The 18,383-nt window shown below is 48.6% G+C and carries 14 protein-coding genes and 1 pseudogene; 6 read left to right on the plus strand and 9 right to left on the minus strand.

The features are described 5' to 3' along the window. Positions 1-71: 71 nt before the first annotated feature. On the minus strand, positions 72-1,034 hold the full coding sequence (locus ACH97_RS10115; protein ID WP_020450905.1) for a helix-turn-helix transcriptional regulator: 963 nt from the start codon (positions 1,032-1,034) through the stop codon (positions 72-74). A gap of 111 nt (positions 1,035-1,145) precedes the next feature. On the opposite strand from ACH97_RS10115, the gene ACH97_RS10120 reads away from it, so the two are divergent. Together ACH97_RS10120 and ACH97_RS10125 are read left to right on the plus strand one after the other, a co-directional pair. Next, positions 1,146-1,979, plus strand: coding sequence for a dehydrogenase/reductase SDR family member 1 (locus ACH97_RS10120; protein ID WP_020450904.1), 834 nt, complete (start codon positions 1,146-1,148; stop codon positions 1,977-1,979). 173 nt (positions 1,980-2,152) lie between these two features. Beyond that, positions 2,153-2,593 carry a GNAT family N-acetyltransferase gene (locus ACH97_RS10125; RefSeq protein ID WP_020450903.1) on the plus strand — a complete coding sequence of 147 codons (441 nt, stop codon included), beginning with the start codon at positions 2,153-2,155 and terminating at the stop codon, positions 2,591-2,593. Between the two features lie 42 nt (positions 2,594-2,635). Here ACH97_RS10125 and ACH97_RS10130 read toward each other — a convergent pair whose 3' ends face one another. The 7 genes from ACH97_RS10130 to ACH97_RS10160 form a co-directional block, all read right to left on the minus strand. Continuing rightward, the gene (locus ACH97_RS10130) at positions 2,636-4,450 is read right to left on the minus strand and encodes an IucA/IucC family protein (protein WP_020450902.1); all 1,815 of its coding nucleotides are present in this window, start codon (positions 4,448-4,450) and stop codon (positions 2,636-2,638) included. Between the two features lie 16 nt (positions 4,451-4,466). Then, positions 4,467-5,810: a lysine N(6)-hydroxylase/L-ornithine N(5)-oxygenase family protein gene (locus tag ACH97_RS10135; protein ID WP_020450901.1), complete on the minus strand. Its 1,344-nt coding sequence runs from the start codon at positions 5,808-5,810 to the stop codon at positions 4,467-4,469. Continuing rightward, positions 5,785-6,339, minus strand: coding sequence for a GNAT family N-acetyltransferase (locus ACH97_RS10140; protein WP_020450900.1), 555 nt, complete (start codon positions 6,337-6,339; stop codon positions 5,785-5,787). Before ACH97_RS10140 ends, ACH97_RS10135 begins: the two co-directional genes overlap by 26 nt. After that, positions 6,336-8,099 (minus strand): IucA/IucC family protein, encoded by a 1,764-nt coding sequence (locus tag ACH97_RS10145; RefSeq protein ID WP_020450899.1) that lies wholly within the window; start codon positions 8,097-8,099, stop codon positions 6,336-6,338. Before ACH97_RS10145 ends, ACH97_RS10140 begins: the two co-directional genes overlap by 4 nt. Next, a complete protein-coding gene (locus tag ACH97_RS10150) occupies positions 8,096-9,607 on the minus strand; it encodes a pyridoxal phosphate-dependent decarboxylase family protein (RefSeq protein ID WP_020450898.1) in 1,512 nt (503 codons plus the stop codon). Before ACH97_RS10150 ends, ACH97_RS10145 begins: the two co-directional genes overlap by 4 nt. Beyond that, complete coding sequence (locus ACH97_RS10155; RefSeq protein WP_020450897.1) at positions 9,591-10,937, minus strand: aspartate aminotransferase family protein; 1,347 nt, start codon at positions 10,935-10,937, stop codon at positions 9,591-9,593. Before ACH97_RS10155 ends, ACH97_RS10150 begins: the two co-directional genes overlap by 17 nt. Before the next feature lie 285 nt (positions 10,938-11,222). Continuing rightward, the gene (locus ACH97_RS10160; protein WP_044803154.1) at positions 11,223-12,695 is read right to left on the minus strand and encodes an aminotransferase-like domain-containing protein; all 1,473 of its coding nucleotides are present in this window, start codon (positions 12,693-12,695) and stop codon (positions 11,223-11,225) included. 98 nt (positions 12,696-12,793) lie between these two features. Here ACH97_RS10160 and ACH97_RS10165 point away from each other — a divergent pair, with 98 nt between their 5' ends. From ACH97_RS10165 to ACH97_RS10180, 4 genes are read left to right on the plus strand one after another with little or no spacing between them, the layout of a single operon-like run. Then, positions 12,794-13,399 (plus strand): LysE/ArgO family amino acid transporter, encoded by a 606-nt coding sequence (locus ACH97_RS10165; protein WP_020450895.1) that lies wholly within the window; start codon positions 12,794-12,796, stop codon positions 13,397-13,399. A 52-nt stretch (positions 13,400-13,451) separates the two neighbouring features. Beyond that, entirely contained in the window at positions 13,452-14,846 is a 1,395-nt protein-coding gene (locus ACH97_RS10170) for a spore germination protein (RefSeq protein WP_044803152.1), read from the plus strand. Between the two features lie 6 nt (positions 14,847-14,852). Beyond that, positions 14,853-15,971: a GerAB/ArcD/ProY family transporter gene (locus tag ACH97_RS10175; RefSeq protein WP_020450893.1), complete on the plus strand. Its 1,119-nt coding sequence runs from the start codon at positions 14,853-14,855 to the stop codon at positions 15,969-15,971. Next, positions 15,968-17,056 carry a Ger(x)C family spore germination protein gene (locus ACH97_RS10180; RefSeq protein ID WP_020450892.1) on the plus strand — a complete coding sequence of 363 codons (1,089 nt, stop codon included), beginning with the start codon at positions 15,968-15,970 and terminating at the stop codon, positions 17,054-17,056. Before ACH97_RS10175 ends, ACH97_RS10180 begins: the two co-directional genes overlap by 4 nt. Positions 17,057-17,204: 148 nt before the next feature. Here the strand turns inward: ACH97_RS10180 and iolX are convergent. Beyond that, positions 17,205-18,232, minus strand: a pseudogene (gene iolX / locus ACH97_RS10185) (scyllo-inositol 2-dehydrogenase). Between the last annotated feature and the right edge of the window lie 151 nt (positions 18,233-18,383).

Below are 18,383 nucleotides of genomic sequence, written 5' to 3' on the forward strand. Positions count from 1 at the left end.
CGAAGACCCTGCTTGCCGTTTGCGGCCTGCAGGGTTCATTTTGTATGGACGTAACATATGCCGCGAATACTTCAGGATTTATAATGAGCAACAATGGATTCAGCCATGTTGAGTATCTTCCCGTGCAGTTCTTTAGGTTCAATAATCCTTATGTGCTCTGCGAACCCGAGTATATACCTTTTCGCTTCTTCTTCCGTATCAAAAGATAATGTAACGGGGATCCACCCCTCCTGATCGACCTCATTTGTTTCGATGATCCGCACAAAATAATTGGTAAACGACAGCCTCGGCAAGATGTCCTGCGCCGCCTTCACCCGCACTTCATACGTCGGCAGCCTTTCGATAAATTCCTTTGTTGAAGACTGCCATACGTGAGCAATATCAAAGTTTTCGGGCCTTTCAAATGTTTCGCGGACAGGAGTGGCAGAATGAATCCGTGAAGCCCTGTAATTTCGAATCTCCCCATTTTCTTTAGATGCAATCAGATACCAGTTTGACCCTTTAGCTACCAGTCCAAGCGGTGCTACAATTCGATCAGCTGTTTGTCCATCTGCCCGCTGATAAACGATTTTTAATTTTTGATCTTTCCATATGGCATCTTTCAGCACTTCAAAGGATGCTGCTTTTTCTTTCTTATGGCGCCATGCACGGGTATCAACATATATTCGGTTCCACACGTCTTTTGCGTTTTGACGATATACCGAAGGCAGCGAGGCTATCAGTTTATTTCGGGCTTCTTCGGATATGCGGGTTAATCCGAGATCGTCCAGCAATTGTTCAGAAAGCGGGACAAATAATGCGCGTATTTCAGATTCTTTTAAACCGGTTAAAGTGGTTTGGTAATCATCAAGCAATGACCAGCCTCCGTTAATCCCGCGCTCGGCCACAACGGGAATTCCAGCTCCGCTTAACGCTTCCATATCTCTGTAAATCGTCCGCTCCGAGACTTCCAGCCTTTCCGCTAATTCTTTCGCCGTCATTTGTCCCTGCGCCTGAAGCATTAAAAGAATAGATATCAGTCGATCTCCTCTCATATGACCACCTTTTTTATCAATGGATGAACTTATTTAATAAAATATGACAATGGTTGTCAAGATTCAGCTTTTATAATGAGCATATCTTTTATAATGAAAGGAATGGGATGAATGAAACCGCTGAAAGGAAAAATCGCTCTCGTAACAGGCGGAAGCAGAGGCGCCGGCCGCGCCATCGCTGTCGAACTTGGAAAAGCCGGTGCAACCGTGTATATGACAGGCCGCAGCATCAGGGGGGCTTCCACGAATCAATGGCCCGGTACAATTGATGACACCGTGTCACAAATTGAAGCTTCCGGCGGAAAGGGTATTGCTGTAAGATGTGATCATACGAACGATTCAGAAACAGAGGCTGTCATCGCTAAAATTCGCGAAGAACAAGGAAAACTGGATATCTTGATCAACAATGTATGGGGTGCGCACGATCTGGGTGTCGAGGCAAAGCCTTTTTGGGAATTGTCATTAAAAAATTGGGATACGATGTTCACCGCAGGGGTGCGCGCCCAGCTGGCGACGAACCACTTCGCCGTGCCGCTCCTTCGCGAAAATAAACAAGCTCTTATCATTCATACGACCTTTTGGGATGAGAACAAATACACCGGACAGTTTTATTACGATTTGGCCAAGAACGCCATCGTCCGGATGGCGTACGGTCTTTCATTGGAATTAAAACGGGACAACATTGCCGTTCTTGCCGTTTCGCCGGGATTTATGAGAACCGAACTTGTGCTGAAGTACCATAAATCAGATGAGGCGGATTGGCAGGAGTCAGAAGATTTAAGGAAAACCGAAACGCCTTATTATGTCGGACGCGGAATCACAGCATTGGCCAAAGATCCGGATGTGATGGAGAAAAGCGGACGTGCGTTAAGAGTTGGTGATTTAGCCAAAGAATATCAGTTTACAGATGTGGACGGACGGTATATTCCGCCATTTACGATATAGGGATTAGGGATCGCCTCTCGGGGGAAATGATTCTTTAAAGGCAGATCAGGTGAAGGCGTTTATCCTGCTTTGATCGTTTCCGCCAACGTTATATAATGGAATGACAGTCATGATTTCAACAGCACGCGGAATTTCGTTCGCCCAATCTGAACTGCAACTGAAGGAGGAATCATATGATTGAAGTCAAACCTATAAACGCGGAAGATACGTATGAGATCAGGCACCGCATTCTCCGGCCGAATCAGCCGCTGGAAGCATGCAAGTATGAAACCGATTTGCTCGGGGGCACGTTTCACCTCGGCGGATATTATCGGGACAGGCTGATCAGCATCGCCTCCTTTCATCAAGCCGAACATTCAGAGCTTGAAGGCCAAAAACAGTATCAGCTGAGAGGGATGGCGACACTTGAAGGGTACCGCGAGCAAAAAGCGGGCAGTACGCTTATCCGCCATGCCGAAGAGCTTCTTCGGAAAAAAGGCGCAGACCTTTTATGGTGCAACGCCAGGACATCTGTGAGCGGGTACTATAAAAAGCTCGGCTTCAGCGAACAAGGCGGGGTCTACGATATACCGCCGATCGGACCTCATATTTTGATGTATAAGAAATTGACATAAAAAACCCCCGCCGGAAGCGGGGCATTCTCTGCCGCATGAGCATTAAAGCTTTGCGGCCTCTTTTTTAAATTGCGCAAGCGCGTTTGTCACTTTTCCGAATTCGGAGGCATGCGGGCGGTCATCTCCGTCCTTATAGCCGTAGTCGACCATCCGGTTTCTGTTGAGGCAGAGCTTCGTCAATTCCGGCTTGAATAAGTCGAACAATTCGAAGCGCTCATGCAGTTCAGGGAATCTCTGCTGATATTCCAAAATCGCATCAGCCAAAGCTTTCCACAGGCGCTTTTCAGGAAGCAGACCGTCATTTTCCAAAATGTTGGCCACATAGCGCAAATGGCAAATGAAAAGCCCTGTAAAGATAAACTGCACAAGCCCTTCCGGCGGCTCGCTTCTGAGAACGACTTTTAAATCTTCTGTCAAACCGCTCAGTTCAGGCAGCGGCTGGTCGCTGATATTGACGTCATCTACAAAATCTTTAATCGCCAGCCTGTGCGGCTGATAATCTTTTAAGACGAGAATCGTATTTTGTCCGTGCGGCGAAAATACGGTTCCGTAGCGGTACATGAAATGCAGAAGCGGCGGCATCACGGTGTTAAACAGCTTTCCGATCCACTCCTCCGCTGACAGCTCCGACTTTTCGATCAGGCGCCTGATAAACGGCACGCCGCCTTGATCAATGTATGTTAAAGAAGCGAGCGTAACAGGCTGCTCTCCATCTTCCAAATACGTATAAATGCTTTCTCTGAAAATAGCGCCGAGCATTTCCAAATATTGATACGGGGCTTTTTCAAGAGCATGATAGTATTGGTGATCAACGTTCAGACTGGCATTTTCGCCCGGCAGGATCACCCTGCATTCATCTTTTAGAAATGCGTCGTTTTCGGCGATCCCTTTAATATGCTCAGTAATTCTCGGCGCGATCACCGTCCGCTCCGACGGCAGTCCTCTGTATACAAGCGTATTTAAAATGCTCATCGGCAGTTTAATATGATGCTTGTGTTTGTTTGTGATGTTTGTAAAGGTCCTGATCGACTGCTGCGGCAGGTACTCGTCTCCGCCTTCCCCTAAAGGAATGATCGCTTTTGAAGCAATTTCTTCCGGAAACTGCTGAATGATTGTATTTGTCCACTGCCATTTGTGGACGGGCAGATAATAATAGTCTTCACTGGCTGCGTCCTGCTTTTCTATCACTTTAGCGAACTGCCTTAAAGTCAGCTCATCAAGCTCTTTATGAATCAGCGTTTCATAATCGAGTCCTTCAACTGAGTGGAATGACGCGGTCTCTTTGTGTACAGCGATCCACAGCAGCCGTTCGGCTCTCTGATTTTCCGGTGCAAACCGGAGGTAGTCATCATAGCCAAAACCGATTCTTCCTTTGTTGTAGACGATCCACGGATGGCCTGTCATCTCGCCTTCAATGACGGCATAATCGGCTTCGGTCAGCTCGTCAGCCGTAAGCGCATCCTTTGCCAAAAGATGAGCATCCGCCAGCATCGTATGGTTGAACTCTTTGATCAAATGCCCCGCTGTTTCCGGACTCATCGGGATATGCGGCTGGATATCGAGGAGAAATTCAATCGCGCTCACTTGTTTTGTCCATTGTCCGCTCTTGAAGACTTCAATCGTCTCCGGCATCGCGTCAAAACTGTCAAACATGCGGGGTTTGGCGGCAAACCGGTACACCTTATCCTCCGCCGTTCTCAGCTCATACCGGTTGATGCCGTCTTCAGTTTCAATGAAATCGGGCTTGATGATATCCTCATACATATACTCAGAAAGCATCTTCGCCAGTAATCGCCGATTGACTTCTGTCCACCTGTCCGGATTGAGGACCCTCTTTAATTCATCTTGAAACAACATGAAAATGCCTCCTTTATTAGCCGTTTGGCACCGCGGTTTTTTCGGTGATTCCTGTTCCGAATGTCTGGAAAACCGTTTTGTGGCTGACGTTGTATACTTCTCTCCCGGCTAGCTGATTGATGATCACCGAGTTCCGGTAAGCGCCGAGTCCCAGGTCAGGCGCTCCGACGCCGTGCGTGTGCAGCTCTCCGTTTTGAACGAAAATATGGTTTTTTGATGTTGCAGCTGTCACCAGTCTATAGTCGCGCGTAATGACATAGCGGCCGCCCGCGTCCTTTTCAATCAGGCTGTCAACAGGTGCCAGACACTCCGGCAGCCTCTCTTTATAGCCCGTCGCCAGGACGACCACATCTGCCTGCCGCTCAAACCGTTCTTCATTCACCCGGTTTGCGCAGTGCAGAATCAGCGTTTCTCCATGCTGTTCGATCTGCTTGACTTCTGTCATGGACTGAAGATCAAAAGCCGCTTCCCGCCCTCCGCAGGTCCGCTCATACAGAAGATGATAAATATCGCTGATCGTCTTCGCGCTGATTCCTTTATAAAGGAGATCCTGCTGCGTTAGCAATTCATCTTTTTTCCACTGTGGAAGCTGATAGAAAAAATCGATATAATCAGGCGAAAAATATTCGAGCCCGAGGTTCGAATATTCCATCGGGAAGAAGCCTTTTGAGCGGGTGAGCCAGCTGACATGCTCCGCTTCATCTTCACCGACGAGGTCATAAAACACCTCGGCTGCGCTTTGACCGGAGCCGACGACGGCCACCCTTTTCCCTTTAAATCCGTCGGGCTTTCTCATTAAATACTCAGCTGAATGGAACACCGAGCCTCCCAAAGCGTCTGAGAGCGTTTCGGGAACGTGCGGGCCCGTCCCAATGCCAAGCGCAACATGCCTCGTGTAATAAACGGCTTCCCCGCCGTTTTCCCGATTCACGACCCGCACTTTAAAAAGCGCCTCCGGATTCGATTCAATGAGCGATATGCTTTCAACATTCATCCCGAAGCGGCACGAGTCAAGCTGTTCTGCCACCCAGCGGCAGTAGTGGTTGTATTCCTTTCTCGGAATATGAAAGTCTTCCAGAAAATAAAAAGAATACAGACGGTTATGCTGCTGGAGATAGTTTAAAAAGCTGTATTCGCTTGTCACATCGGCCATGCTCACCAAGTCGGCCAAAAACGGCACCTGCAGTGTCGTCCCTTCAATCAGCATGCCGGGATGCCAGTTAAAGCTTTCATTTCGTTCAAAAAACAGCGCATTAATCTCAGGCACGGAATCGGCTAATGCGGCAAGGCCAAGGTTAAACGGCCCGATGCCGACGCCGATGACATCATATACATCAGTGGCTCTCTTTGTAGAGTTCATCTTTTTTCCCCTTTTCAAAAAAACGTTCTCGTTCGCAAAACATCAATAATCCGGTTTTATCAGGGAGATTCACAGGTTTAATCGGGCGAAACCCGCATTTTTCAAAAACATGAATCATTTTTTTGTTGCGGATATCCGGCTCTGCGATGACCTTTTTTGTGTTAGGCTCGGCAAATTGCATACAGACCATCGCTTTTAAAAGCGGAAGGGCCAGCCCTTTTCCCAAGTACTCTTTTTCTCCGATCAACAGGTGGATGCCCTGGTCAAAAGGTTCATTATCATAGTGGTGTTCAATGACGTCCCCCTTGACCCAGTACGACTCCCAGTAGCTCATGGGCACACCGTCGATAGAGCCGATGTACAGCGTTTGGTGGGGGTCTGTGATGGCCTTGTGAAAATGGTCTTCAAATTTTGCAAACGGCATGTTTAAATGCCAAAACGGGATGACGTGCTCCTCCTGCATCCAGCGATAGACGAGCGATACGTCTCTTGCATAGTCCGCTTTTTGAAATGTGATCCGGTCGTTCATTGGACGGCCGCCGCCTCCTTTAACAGCGGATTGCCGACAGACGTATAACGAGACTGGGTTTCAAGCGAGCCCGTCAGCTCATCCATGTCGTAAAATCTCGTCAGCAGATTGGCCTTGCACGGAAGCTCCGAAAACCGAAGCAGGCTGTCCGTCAACTCAGTGATGCCGTAAATGTGTTCCGCTTTTTCAAGCCGCTCTCTGATCATGGACAGGAGCGTTTCTTCCCGGATCAGCCCTTCGCAGCCAAACCCGTTCACCAGCCCAAACAGATGGTTGAAGAAGAAATAATAGCGCAGTCTCTCAACAGCCACGCCGTCCGTGCAGATCGTCTCGCTCCTTTCGCTCAAGTCTTCGATCAGCTTGGAAAGAATCCCGGCTTTTGATTCGCTGTAGTAATAGCCTTGATTATCCCTGTAGTAAAACGTCTCCGGATAGCCGTTTTTTAAGCGGATAACGGCGTTTTGCTGGTGCGCTTCAATCGCCAGCCCGTATGTTTCAAACAGCCATAAAACAGGCTCTATCGAAATGGATAAATATTTGTCAAACCAATCAATGCTCACTTCTTCCGTTGTCCGCCCTTCTTTTAACGCCAGCCCGCGGATCACAGAGGACAGCCGTGACTCTTTCCCGAAGGCGTGATCTTGGCAAAGCCCGGCGACCAGACATGCCGAACGGTCGTCTTCATAAAACGGATTCTCCCTAATCACGACTTCAAAGCCGGACTCCCCGTTCTCCCCCCGAATCGAGATGTAGGCAGGATCTGTGATAACGCGAAAGCCCGGAAACTCCTGTTTTAACCTTTGACCGAGTTCTGTCTGAAGCAGCCGGGCCATTTCAACACCTCTGTCCAATTCTTTCTGCTTGTTCACACGAAGCGAATTCGTGATTTTGATCGGGACCGAGAATTTGTACATATAGCGCGAGTGCTTGCTGTAAACCGTGCGGACAGAGGATGTCGCCGTGAACGTCCTGCCCTTTGCACCGAGATATGTAAGGAGACCTTGATCGATCAATTTTTGAACATACGGCTCCTCCAGCAAAGCTCTCGCCTGGAGCGGGTGTGCGGGAAGAAGCGCAAAATTCGGATCGGCCGTTTGCTCGTCTAGCCACGCATTATCAATCATCGGGTCGTTTCTCAATTCCTCTTGTATGACTAGCGGCGCTTTTGTTCCAGTACTTGAATCGTGCAGAACGAGCGAGGCATGCGCCTTAAAGTAATGAAGCTGAAACTCCCCTTTCAATTCAGGTGAGAAAATGTTTTCCTCTTCAGGTTTCATGCCCTGCCTGCTTTTTGGCGTCGGGTGCATCAGATGACCGAGCAAGAGCGACTGCTCCGCTTCGATAAACGTAAAATCAGCGCGGCTAAGCTCATTTTGATCACCGGCCCGTTCTTCCACATAACGGCTGATATTGCGGCAGCTCAAAATGACTCTGAGCATGAATTCATCCTCGGCACCCCCGCGGTTTTGCTGAAGAAGCAATTCTTTTGAAGCGAGGGAGACGAGCGTGACATAGTCGAGCGGAAGCGGCTTGTTTTGGGTTGTTTGATAGTAAAGCGGAAATGAGAAAAGGTGCCTTCCCGTCTTCGACCAGTACTTGATCGGAACGATCAGCTCGATTTGCTGGCGTTTTAGCGGAACAATCAGCGTTTTTTGAGAGCCGTCCGCGATCTCACGGGTTTTGATGCCGGTTTCACGCAAATAGCAATTTAAAAAACTTTGAATCGTAGCGTTTTCTGCTATTTCTTTAAATGAACTCATCTTGTTACCCTCCTGCTATTCGTATAAAGACTTGCCAGCTCTTGAATCCTGCCGAGAATGTCGTCAAGATCCGAAAGCGTCGTCCGCGGATTCAGCAGCGTGAATTTTAAATACGTTTTCCCGGCTGCTGCCGTCTTGGCGATCACCGCCTGTCCCGTTCTGAACAATTCTCTGTGGATACATTTATTCAAACGGTCGTTCTCTGCGTCGTCTTCTGAGGCGAGGCAGCGGAAGACGACAGCGTTCAGTTCAGGGTGCGGATTTAGCAGTTCGAACCGATCGCTTGCTGAGATTTTTTCCGCTGTCGCTTCGGCCAATGCGAATGTCCAGTCAATCATCTCTGCGAATGTATCTTCTCCAAGCACACGCAGCGAGACAAACAGCTTTAAAGCGTCAAAGCGCCTCGTCGTCTGAATCGATTTATTGACGAGATGAACGATTCCCTCCGCTTCATCCTCTTCAGGATTTAAATAATCGGCATGATAACCAATCAAGCGGAAATGCCTTCTGTCTTTGACAAGAAAAGCGCCGCAGCTGACTGGCTGATAAAACTGCTTGTGGAAGTCGACGCTGATGGAGTCGGCCCTGTCGATACCGGCCAATTTATAGCGGCGGGTTCTGCTCAAAATCAACGCCCCTCCATACGCGGCATCAACGTGAAGCCAAAGCCCGCCGGCATACGCGGCATCCGCAAGCTCGGAAAGCGGATCGATGCTTCCGAAGTCCGTCGTACCGCATGTGGCAACAATCGCAAATGGATGTAAGCCCGATTCCTCAAGCAGCGTTGTTTTTCGCTTTAAATCGTAAAGGCTCATCCGCTTTTCATCATCTGTATCGACGAGTACGACGGCGCGCTCTCCGAGTCCGAGCTGGGAAGCCGACTTTTTCACGGTAAAATGAGCATCCTTTGAACAGAGGATCCGCAGCCTGTCCGCTTCCGGCGGCAGTCCGTCCTTCTGTACGTTCCAGTTCCACTGCTTTTCACAGAAAGCATCGCGGGCCAACAGAAGCCCCATGTAATTAGACTGTGTGCCTCCGCTCGTAAATGTTCCGTCAGCATCCTTTCCGTACTCGAACTTTCGGCAAAGCCACTGCACCATTTCTTCCTCGATCAATGAAGCCGCTCCGCTTTGATCAAACGAATCCATCGACTGATTCAGCACACTGATCAGCATCTCTGCAGCGAGTGCCGGGATGAGCGGCGGACAGTGCAAGTGTGCGGCGCATTTTGGATCTTCAACATGAATCCGGTGCGGCAAATAGGCTTCTTTTAGATCGGCGAGAACATCCGCAAGCGGTTCTCCCGCTTCCTTAAACGAAAACAAGTTTTTAATTTCGTGCTTTAATTCATTCGGCATCTTCCCGCTGTAGGGCTTCATTTTATTTTCCCAATCGGCCCACAGCGTCTCTACAGCGGCCTCGGCCGCGTCACGGTATGCTTTGATCCCCTGTTCGCCGTTGTGCATAAACAGGGAATCAAAGTTTTTCTGTTTACTTGACTGCTTCATAGACGGCCTCTTTGAAGATCGTGATGATATCGTCGATTTGCGCCTCTGTTACGATGAGCGGCGGCAAGAAGCGGATCACGCTTCCATGGCGGCCTCCCGTTTCAACGATCAGTCCTTTTTCAAAGCATTTTCTTTGAATCACGCTTGCAAGCTCCGCATCAGCCGGATAGCTGCCGTTTGTGTTTTGTTTTTTATGCGGTGCGACAATTTCGGCGCCGATCATCAGCCCCCGTCCCCGGACATCACCGATTTCAGGAACGTGTTCCTGAATGTCTTGCAATTCCTGCATGAGCTTCGTGCCGACTTTTTCTACATGTGACAGTACATCGTGCTCTTTTATATATTTTAACGTTGCACTTCCGGCCGCCATCGCCATCTGGTTCCCTCTGAATGTACCGATATGCGCCCCCGGTCCCCACTGATCAAGGTCTTGATCATAGATGACGACAGACAGAGGAAGACTTCCGCCGATCGCTTTTGAAAGGACGATGACATCCGGTATAATGCCGGCGTGCTCGAACGCAAACATTTTTCCGGTTCTGCCGATGCCGGTCTGCACTTCATCAATGATTAGAGGGATTCCGCGTTCTTTTGTAATTCTTTTCATTTCTTTTATCCATTCAGCCCGAGCAGGAACTGAGCCTCCTTCTCCTTGTACGGCTTCAAAGATCATCCCGGCCGGCTGTAAAATTCCGCTTTCCGGATCATCCAGCATATTTTCGATATATGCGCTCGACAGCTTGTGGCTCGCCTCTCCTCCTCTTCCAAACGGGCAGCGGTATTCATACGGATATGGCAGGAAATGCACATCAGGCATAAGTCCCTGGACATTTTCCTTTGGAGATAAATTACCGCTCAGCGCCATCGTTCCATGAGTTGCACCATGATAGGCACCGTGAAACGACAAGATGGTTCTTCTCCCCGTTGCCGTTTTGACAAGCTTGAGAGCGGCTTCGATCGCATCGCCGCCGGTCGGACCGCAAAACTGGATCTTCGCCCGTTTGGCAAACGCCTCAGGAAGGCTTGCAAATACTTCGCTGACAAACTCTTCTTTGATTTCGGAAGTGATATCAAGCGTGTGCAGCGGGCGTTTTTCATCAAGCATTTTTTGAATCGCTTCAATCACAACTGGATGATTATGACCAAGCGCAAGCGTCCCCGCTCCTGCCAGGCAGTCATAATATTGCTTTCCATCCGCATCAGTCACCAAGACGCCTTCCGCGGTTTGCATGGCGAGCGGAAATCTTCTCGGATATGAACGCGCATTAGACTCTCTTCTATTTTGCTGCTCCAAAAACACTTGATTTTTAGAACTCGTTTGTACAGGCATAGAAAGCATCCCTCCAATTGATAAAGATTATCATTTTCAATGACAAAAAAAGTGTATATTTTGTGACACCGGCATGTCAATAAGATTCAGAAAAATAGGGCGTTTCTCACAATGAGGCAACATGAAGATTTCCTCTACTGCAAATCCAGCTGCTAATATGAATCAATAGTTCCTTGAATGATATGTTAATGGAATTTTTTGGACTGTTTTTAAATAACCCGAGGCCTGAAATAAAAAGGAGCGGCTGCTGAACGTCGATTTTTCAGCAGCCGGTACAGCCGGGACTCACATGAGCTTCCCGGCGAGTTCTGCGATCGTTTGAATGCCGTAGCGAAGCTCTGGCAAAGAGGCGTACGAATAGGACAACCTGATGCTGTATTTAGCTTCTTTATCGTAGAGGGTGCCGGGATTGATGAGGATGTTTTTCTGTAATGCTTGTTCGAACAAAGCGCTGAGCGAGAGCGGCTTTAGAAATGTGACCCAAATGTAAAACCCGCCTGAAGGCTTTTCCCAGCGGGCGATTCCTCTGCAATAGGTCTCAAGACACCGGAGCGCCTCATCCCGCCTTCGTCTCAGTTCATCTTTGATCCAGCTGAGATTTTCATCATAAAGTCCGCTTGAAAGCCACTTTGCAGCCACCCATTGCGACAATGAACTTGAGCCGTAGTCAGTCTGCATTTTAATATCGGCCAGCCTCTCGATGACGGGCTCCGGGCCTGCGACCCAGCCGATGCGAAGGCCGGGGCTGACGGTTTTCGATAGTGTACTGACATAAAGAATGCTGCCTTCTCTGTCCATGGCCTTCAGCGGCGATGACGGCGGACCGTCAAGCCGCAAGTCGCCGTATGCGTCATCTTCAATAACCGGGAGCGACAGCCTTTTGCTCATTTGAATCAGCTCACGCTTCCGGTTTTCCGACATCAGTTTGCCCGTCGGATTGTGAAATGACGGAATCGTGTACAGTAAATCGGCGCCATGCCGTTTTTTTACCGCCGGAATGACGGACGGGTCTAATCCCCCGCCATCCATTGGAAGCCCGCAAAGCCGCATGTCCATCGATTGAAAAACGTGCAGCGAGTATAGGTATGACGGCTTTTCCGTCAACACGACGGCTCTCCGCTTCAAAAGACCGATCGATATGAGCTGCAGCGCTTGGAGCGCTCCGGAGACAATCAGAATCGAGTCGGCCGATACACGCACACCCTTCCGGCCCAGATGCTCCGCCAGCACCTCTCTTGTATAGCGGCTTCCTTTCGCTTCTTCATACCCGAGCATCAGCCTATCAGACGGTGCGCGGCGAAGAATCTCTTCCATCTGTTGATAGGGCAGCAGTTCAGGCGCTAATTCACCTGTGCCGAGCCTGATGATCCCTTCTGTAAACTCCTGCCTGTTGATTTCCTGAACCGTCATTGAATTGGGACGGTGAATTCCCGAACGTACATAACTCGTCCAGTCAAGCGGCGGCCCCGCCGTCAATTGTGACCATGTTTGATTGGCCACCTTTGTGCCTCCGCCCCGGTTGCCTTCAAGAAATCCTTGGGCTGTCAGCTCGTCCAGAGCCGCGGTAACCGTGCTTCTATTCACTTGAAAGATGGAGGCCAGCTTGCGTTGTGAAGGGATTTTCGTCCCGGCCGGCCATTCCCCCTGCAAAATCTTCTCTTTTATAATCTGTTCGATTTGCTGGTATAGCGGAATATCTGAATGTCTGTTCAGCTGTCTGTGCACTTCATGTTCAGCTCCTTTTTTAAAGGATAACATTTGGCTGGGCAATTAGACCAGCCAAATGGCCGGAGACATTCCCCGTTTCTTGCTCTACAATAAAACGGATGTTTTGAATGAAAGGGGTTTTTGCAGTCATGAACGCAGCTATTCACGGAATGATTCTCGCTTTTGGACTGATCTTGCCGCTCGGCGCGCAAAATGTCCTGATTTTTCAGCAAGGGGCTGCATCATCGAGCATTTTGCGTGTCATGCCGCTTGTGATCTCCGCATCGTTGTGCGATTCCCTCCTGATTATACTGGCAGTCACAGGTATTTCCGCGGCTGTCGCCGGCCTTCCTGAAGTTAAATTTGTCCTTTTGACCGGAGGACTTTTGTTTCTCATTTATATGGGATGGATCACATGGAGGAGCAAACCGGCGGTAGGAAACGCGTCCGAAGCTATGCCGCCCAAAAAGCAAATCGCTTTTGCTGCGGCCGTATCGCTCTTAAATCCGCACGCCTTGCTCGATATCGTCGGCGTGATCGGCACCAACTCTTTAGCGTATGAAGGTGCGGATCTTTGGCTGTTCACCTGTGCATGTATGATCGTTTCGTGGCTATGGTTCCTTGGACTTGCCGCAGCGGGAAGACTTCTCAAACAGCTCGATTCACAGGGGATCGTCATGACCTTGTTCAATAAAGGATCTGCGGCTGTCATGTGGGGGCTTGCCGCCTACCTCGGCGCCTCGCTGTTTACCTGATCCTGCGGGAACGCGGCTTCTGTCCGCATAAACCTGAGAAGCAGCGAGCACAATAAGGACATCCGGTAACGCGGTGATCGAAGAGCATGAAACAAAAGGCGGACAAAAAGCAGTATTTTACTATTTACATACCATCATTGATCGGGTCATGCTGCAACAGTCGATCATCAGGCCTCTGATCATGAGCGCCGAAGAAGAGTCAATATATCGCTGTTTAAAAACCTTTGTTTTGCACGTTGAACCGATCGTATCTTTAGAAACCGCAAAGGAGTGGCTGATGTCCGGTTCGATCATCATCCATGATCCGGACAGGCAGCAGTGGTTTGCCATTCCCATTGAAAATCGGGTCGGCCGGCAGATCGAACCGTCTCAAACCGAAACGGTGATGTACGGTCCGAAAGACAGTTTTACCGAGCAGCTCGACGTCAATCTTTCTTTGCTGCGGCGCAGGCTGCCTTTAACCAATTTAAAAGCGGAAAGGCTGACGGTCTGTTCGCTCAGCAAAACATCTGTTGTTATCGTTTATATTGCCGGATTAACCAATCCGGAATTGATTGAGGAAGCCAGAAAAAAAATCGCGGAAACCGATTTTGACATGATCTTCGATTCCGCACAGCTCACTGAATTGATTGAAGATCATCATCATTCGATTTTTCCGCAGTTCCAGCAGACCGAGCGTCCCGACATTTCCGCATACAATTTAAGCATTGGCAAAGTCGCCATTTTGGTCGATCAGACGCCGTTTGTATTACATGCACCGATCACGTTTTTTCACCTTTTTCACTCCGCTGAAGATTATACGACGCGCTGGCCGGTTGCCAGCTTTTTTAGAATGCTGCGCTACGCCAGTTTTTTTCTATCTATTTTGCTCATCCCTTTTTATGTGGCTTTGTCGACTCATCATTATCATATGTTTCCGCTCCAGATCCTTTATGTGCTGATCGAATCAAGGAGCAAAGTGCCGTTCACCCCGTTTTGGGAAGCGGTTCTTATGCTACTCGTCATTGAAATTATTAAGGAAGCCAGCGTGCGGATGCCGACAAAATCAAGTTCAACATTAGGGGTTATCTCAGGGATTGTGATTGGAGAAGCGGCGGTGCAGGCGGGCTTTGTCAGCAAAGTACTGATCGTTTTGGTCGGCATCTCAACGGTCGCGTCATTTTTGGTGCCTAACTACATCGTAGCTAAAGGGCACACTTTGATTCATTTTACGATGCTCTTGTTCTCCGCCTGCCTCGGTTTTTTCGGATTGATCTTCGGAATGATCGGACTGTTTGTTCATTTGAACGGGCTTACTTCTCTCAAGCAGCCTTATTTTGCGCCGATTACTCCGTTATATTGGCGCGATTGGCTCGATCTTTTTATACGAAGTCCTTTGATCTGGCTGAAAAAGCGCCCCGAATATCTGCATACCTTGCAAAAATGGCGGTACGTTAAAAGGAGATGAAGCGGCTTGAGTTCTTTTCAATTATTCCACAAGACACGGCCTCTCGGCGGAATTTACATCGCCCTCATCGCCAACCGTATGCAAGTTCTTTTTTTCATCTTGGTTCTGCCGATGTATCTGGTTCACCCTTACATGATGTTCGTTATGCTCGCTGTCGGAATGCTGTCACAGTTCAACTTGTACCTGTTGTCCAAATGGCTGTCTTCTCCAGCGGCCGCAAAAGGCTATGAAGGCTTTGCCGCTCTCTTCGGCGAACGCAAGCTGCGCTTTTTTATCCTGATCGGCTTAATTCAGCTCGCGTTAAAGATCGCGATCATGATCACAAGCTACGCCGAAACGGTAAGACACTTCATCTTTCCCGCCATCAATATCAACTGGCTTGTGATCTTGATTCTGGTGATCAGCGGATATGCGGCCTCCCGCGGCATGGAAAATACGATGCGATTTGTCATCATTGCCTTTATGTCATCATTTTGGATCGTGTTCATTTTTATCAGGTTTTATATCCCCCCGATCGCTTCCTTGACCGATTTATACCCGTTGATTCCTTTTGACTGGACTGAACATTCTTGGAAGGCGCTGCTCGTCATGTGGTCTTCTTTTTCCAGTCCCGAGTATTTGATTTGTCTGGCTCCATGGTTCAGCAAGGAAGCTAATGTGCTGAAATGTTTATCGGTCGGTAATGCGATTTCACTCTTCGAATATTTGTTTTTGTTTATCGGTGCATTATTTTTCTACGGCTCCTCTTATTTGCTGGAAACCATTTTTCCGGTGATAAACATGCTCCGCTATTTGCAGTCGCCGATTTTGGAGCGGATCGATACGTTTCTACTGTCTGCCCATATGTTTCATTTTGCGTTTGTAATCGCGATTTTTTTACTCTGCTTTTACGGAGGCCTCCGCATTTTGTTTAAAAGAACGGCCAAGCCTGTGACGCGAAGAGGATTTCTGTTCAGCTTCCTATTGCTCATGGGATGTTCGCTCATGTTAAGCACCTGGTTTTGGCAATCCGGAAAGCAGCAAGATATGTGGTTTTTGATCGAAGTATCCATCGGAGCCGTCACTTACGCATTGATTCCGGCTATTCTTGTCATTGCCGGAAAACGAAAGGGGCGCATGCAATGATCAACGGGAAACGCCTCATATTAAACGGCTGTATCGCACTTGTGATTTTCATGACGATTGAGGGCTGCTCTCCATTTGTTGAAAACAATGAGATTGAAGAAATCTCACCGGTTACCTTTTGGTATATCAAAGAAGGAAAAAAAGGAAAGATCTCAATGAGCACCACCGTCCCTCCGGTGGGCCTTGAAAAGAAGCGGCTGTTCAGCACCGAAGTCAATATGATCAAACAAGTCGGCAAGCGATTTAATTTAAATTATTACAACGAGCTGAAAAACGGGCAGCTGAGAATGGTGATGATCGAAGAAAATCTCGCTGAAAAAGGCATACTTCCGATTATCAACACGCTTCTGTCAGACCCGAAAATCGGCCCTCGCCTTTATCTCATCGTCGTCAACGGCGATTTTGACAAATATATACTGAACGAATTGAAGCAAAGCGAAAATTTTGACTTTTATCTTTATCAGACGTTAAGGCATTTTGAAAGAGCCAACCAGGGTGAAATGAGCATCGTTAACCTGCATCAATTCAAAAACCAGCTGTACACCCACTATTCAGATCCTTACGTACCTGTTTTCAGAACCGATGGTAACCAGTTCACATATGAAGGAACAGGAATTTTCCGAAACGACAAATTCTTGAAGACACTGACCGGCATAGACGATCAAATTTTTCAGCTGCTCAACAATAACAGATATCTGAAGTTCCTCACGATTCCCAACTTGTCAATCATAATCGGCCAAGCCCGCTCAACCGTCACATTTGACTTGAATCAAAACAATACAGCTTTATCAATGAAAGTCAGCATAAACGCGGGCATTGAAGAATACACAGGCGACAAAAACCTGCAGGATCAAAGCGAGTTCAGCGCACTTGTCCATGATGTGGAATCCGAATTGGAAAAGAAAACAGCGGACATGATAAAGGACATGCAAAACATTCGGGTTGATCCGCTTGAAGTCGGCGGTGAAGCGCTTTTTCCGTTTACGAAGCCGATGAGCGACAAAGCGTGGCTGAATCGGTGGGAGAAGATGGATGTCGAGGTGGACTATCAGGTGAGTCTGAGACCGAATGTGAATGTGCAATAAGGGACATACAGTTGATTGAATACGCTGAGAGAAAGCGGCATCGGGCGGAGAAATGCTTTCTTCCGCCCTTCTTTCTGTTGATCCTATTGACCGCAGGATGATCTCCGGCATACTTTGTCTTTATCACAGCCCGTTTATGAGCCCCGTTTCATACCGTAAGCTGTTTCGTCTGATACTGAATCTTGACGGTCTTGCCTGTTGACCAGGATTCTGTGGCCGCAAGCGCGATTTCCAGATTGACTGCCGCATCCACTTCAGTCACAATCGGTTTCGTTTTGTTGCGAACACACTTGGCAAAGTGCTGCATCTCTAAGCAGTACGCTTCATGGAACCTCGCCTGGAAATCCGGAATGATATTATAGCTGCTCCCCTGCCCGGTCCGCACGGTAACCGCCGGGTTCCGCAGCGCCCCGATGGAGATGCAGCCGTCCGTCCCGATAATTTCGGCGCGTATATCGTGGCCGTAAGACGAATTGCGGCTTGCTTCCGCATCACCCGCCGCCCCCGAATCAAACTCCATATAGGTGAGCGCTTGATCGACATCATGGCACCCCGGCATGAACGCGTGCTTCAAAACTCTTCCGTGGCCGGAAACAGCAGTAATTTCAGCCCCCATTAATAACGCGCGATATCATAATTGTGAATCGAACAATCGACAAAAATACCGCCGCTTTTTTTAATGAATTCGGCCGGAGGAGAGCCAAAATCGCGCGTAAACCCTTTATAATAGATCGGTTTGCCGATCTCTCCGGCATCGATCCTCCTTTTGGCATCCGCATAAGCAGGATCAAACCGCCTCATAAACCCCACCTGGCAAATCACGCCCGTTTCTTTGACTTTAGCAATGACTTCAATCGATTCTTCAAGATTTAATGTCAGCGGCTTCTCGACGAAAATCTGTTTGCCTCATTCGGCCGCCTGTTTGATCACTTCGGCATGGGTAGATGTCGGTGTAACGATGACGACGGCATCAATTTCTGGATCGTGGAGACATTCAAACGGATCTTCAAACCACTTTTCAACACCCAGTTCAGCGGCAATCTCCCTCGCCCTCCCCTCTGTCGGATCGGCCACAGCGGCGAGCAGGACCCCGGGCACCTCGGTTTTGAGGTTTTTCGCATGGTAATAGCCGAGCCTTCCGCGCCCTAATACGGCGCATCTCACTCGTTCTGTCATTTTCTTCTCTCCCTTCTTACATATTGAAAGCGCTTTATTAATTAGAGAAAGCGCTTGCTCATTTCAATTTTGATTTTACCCTGTATTTATTTTATCCGCAATGCTTTTTAGGATTTAACGAGAGCAAGCGCTTGCTCTTATTTTTTAAAAA

The sequence above is a fragment of the Bacillus paralicheniformis genome, from assembly GCF_001042485.2.
In the GTDB taxonomy this organism is placed as follows: Bacteria; Bacillota; Bacilli; order Bacillales; family Bacillaceae; genus Bacillus; species Bacillus paralicheniformis.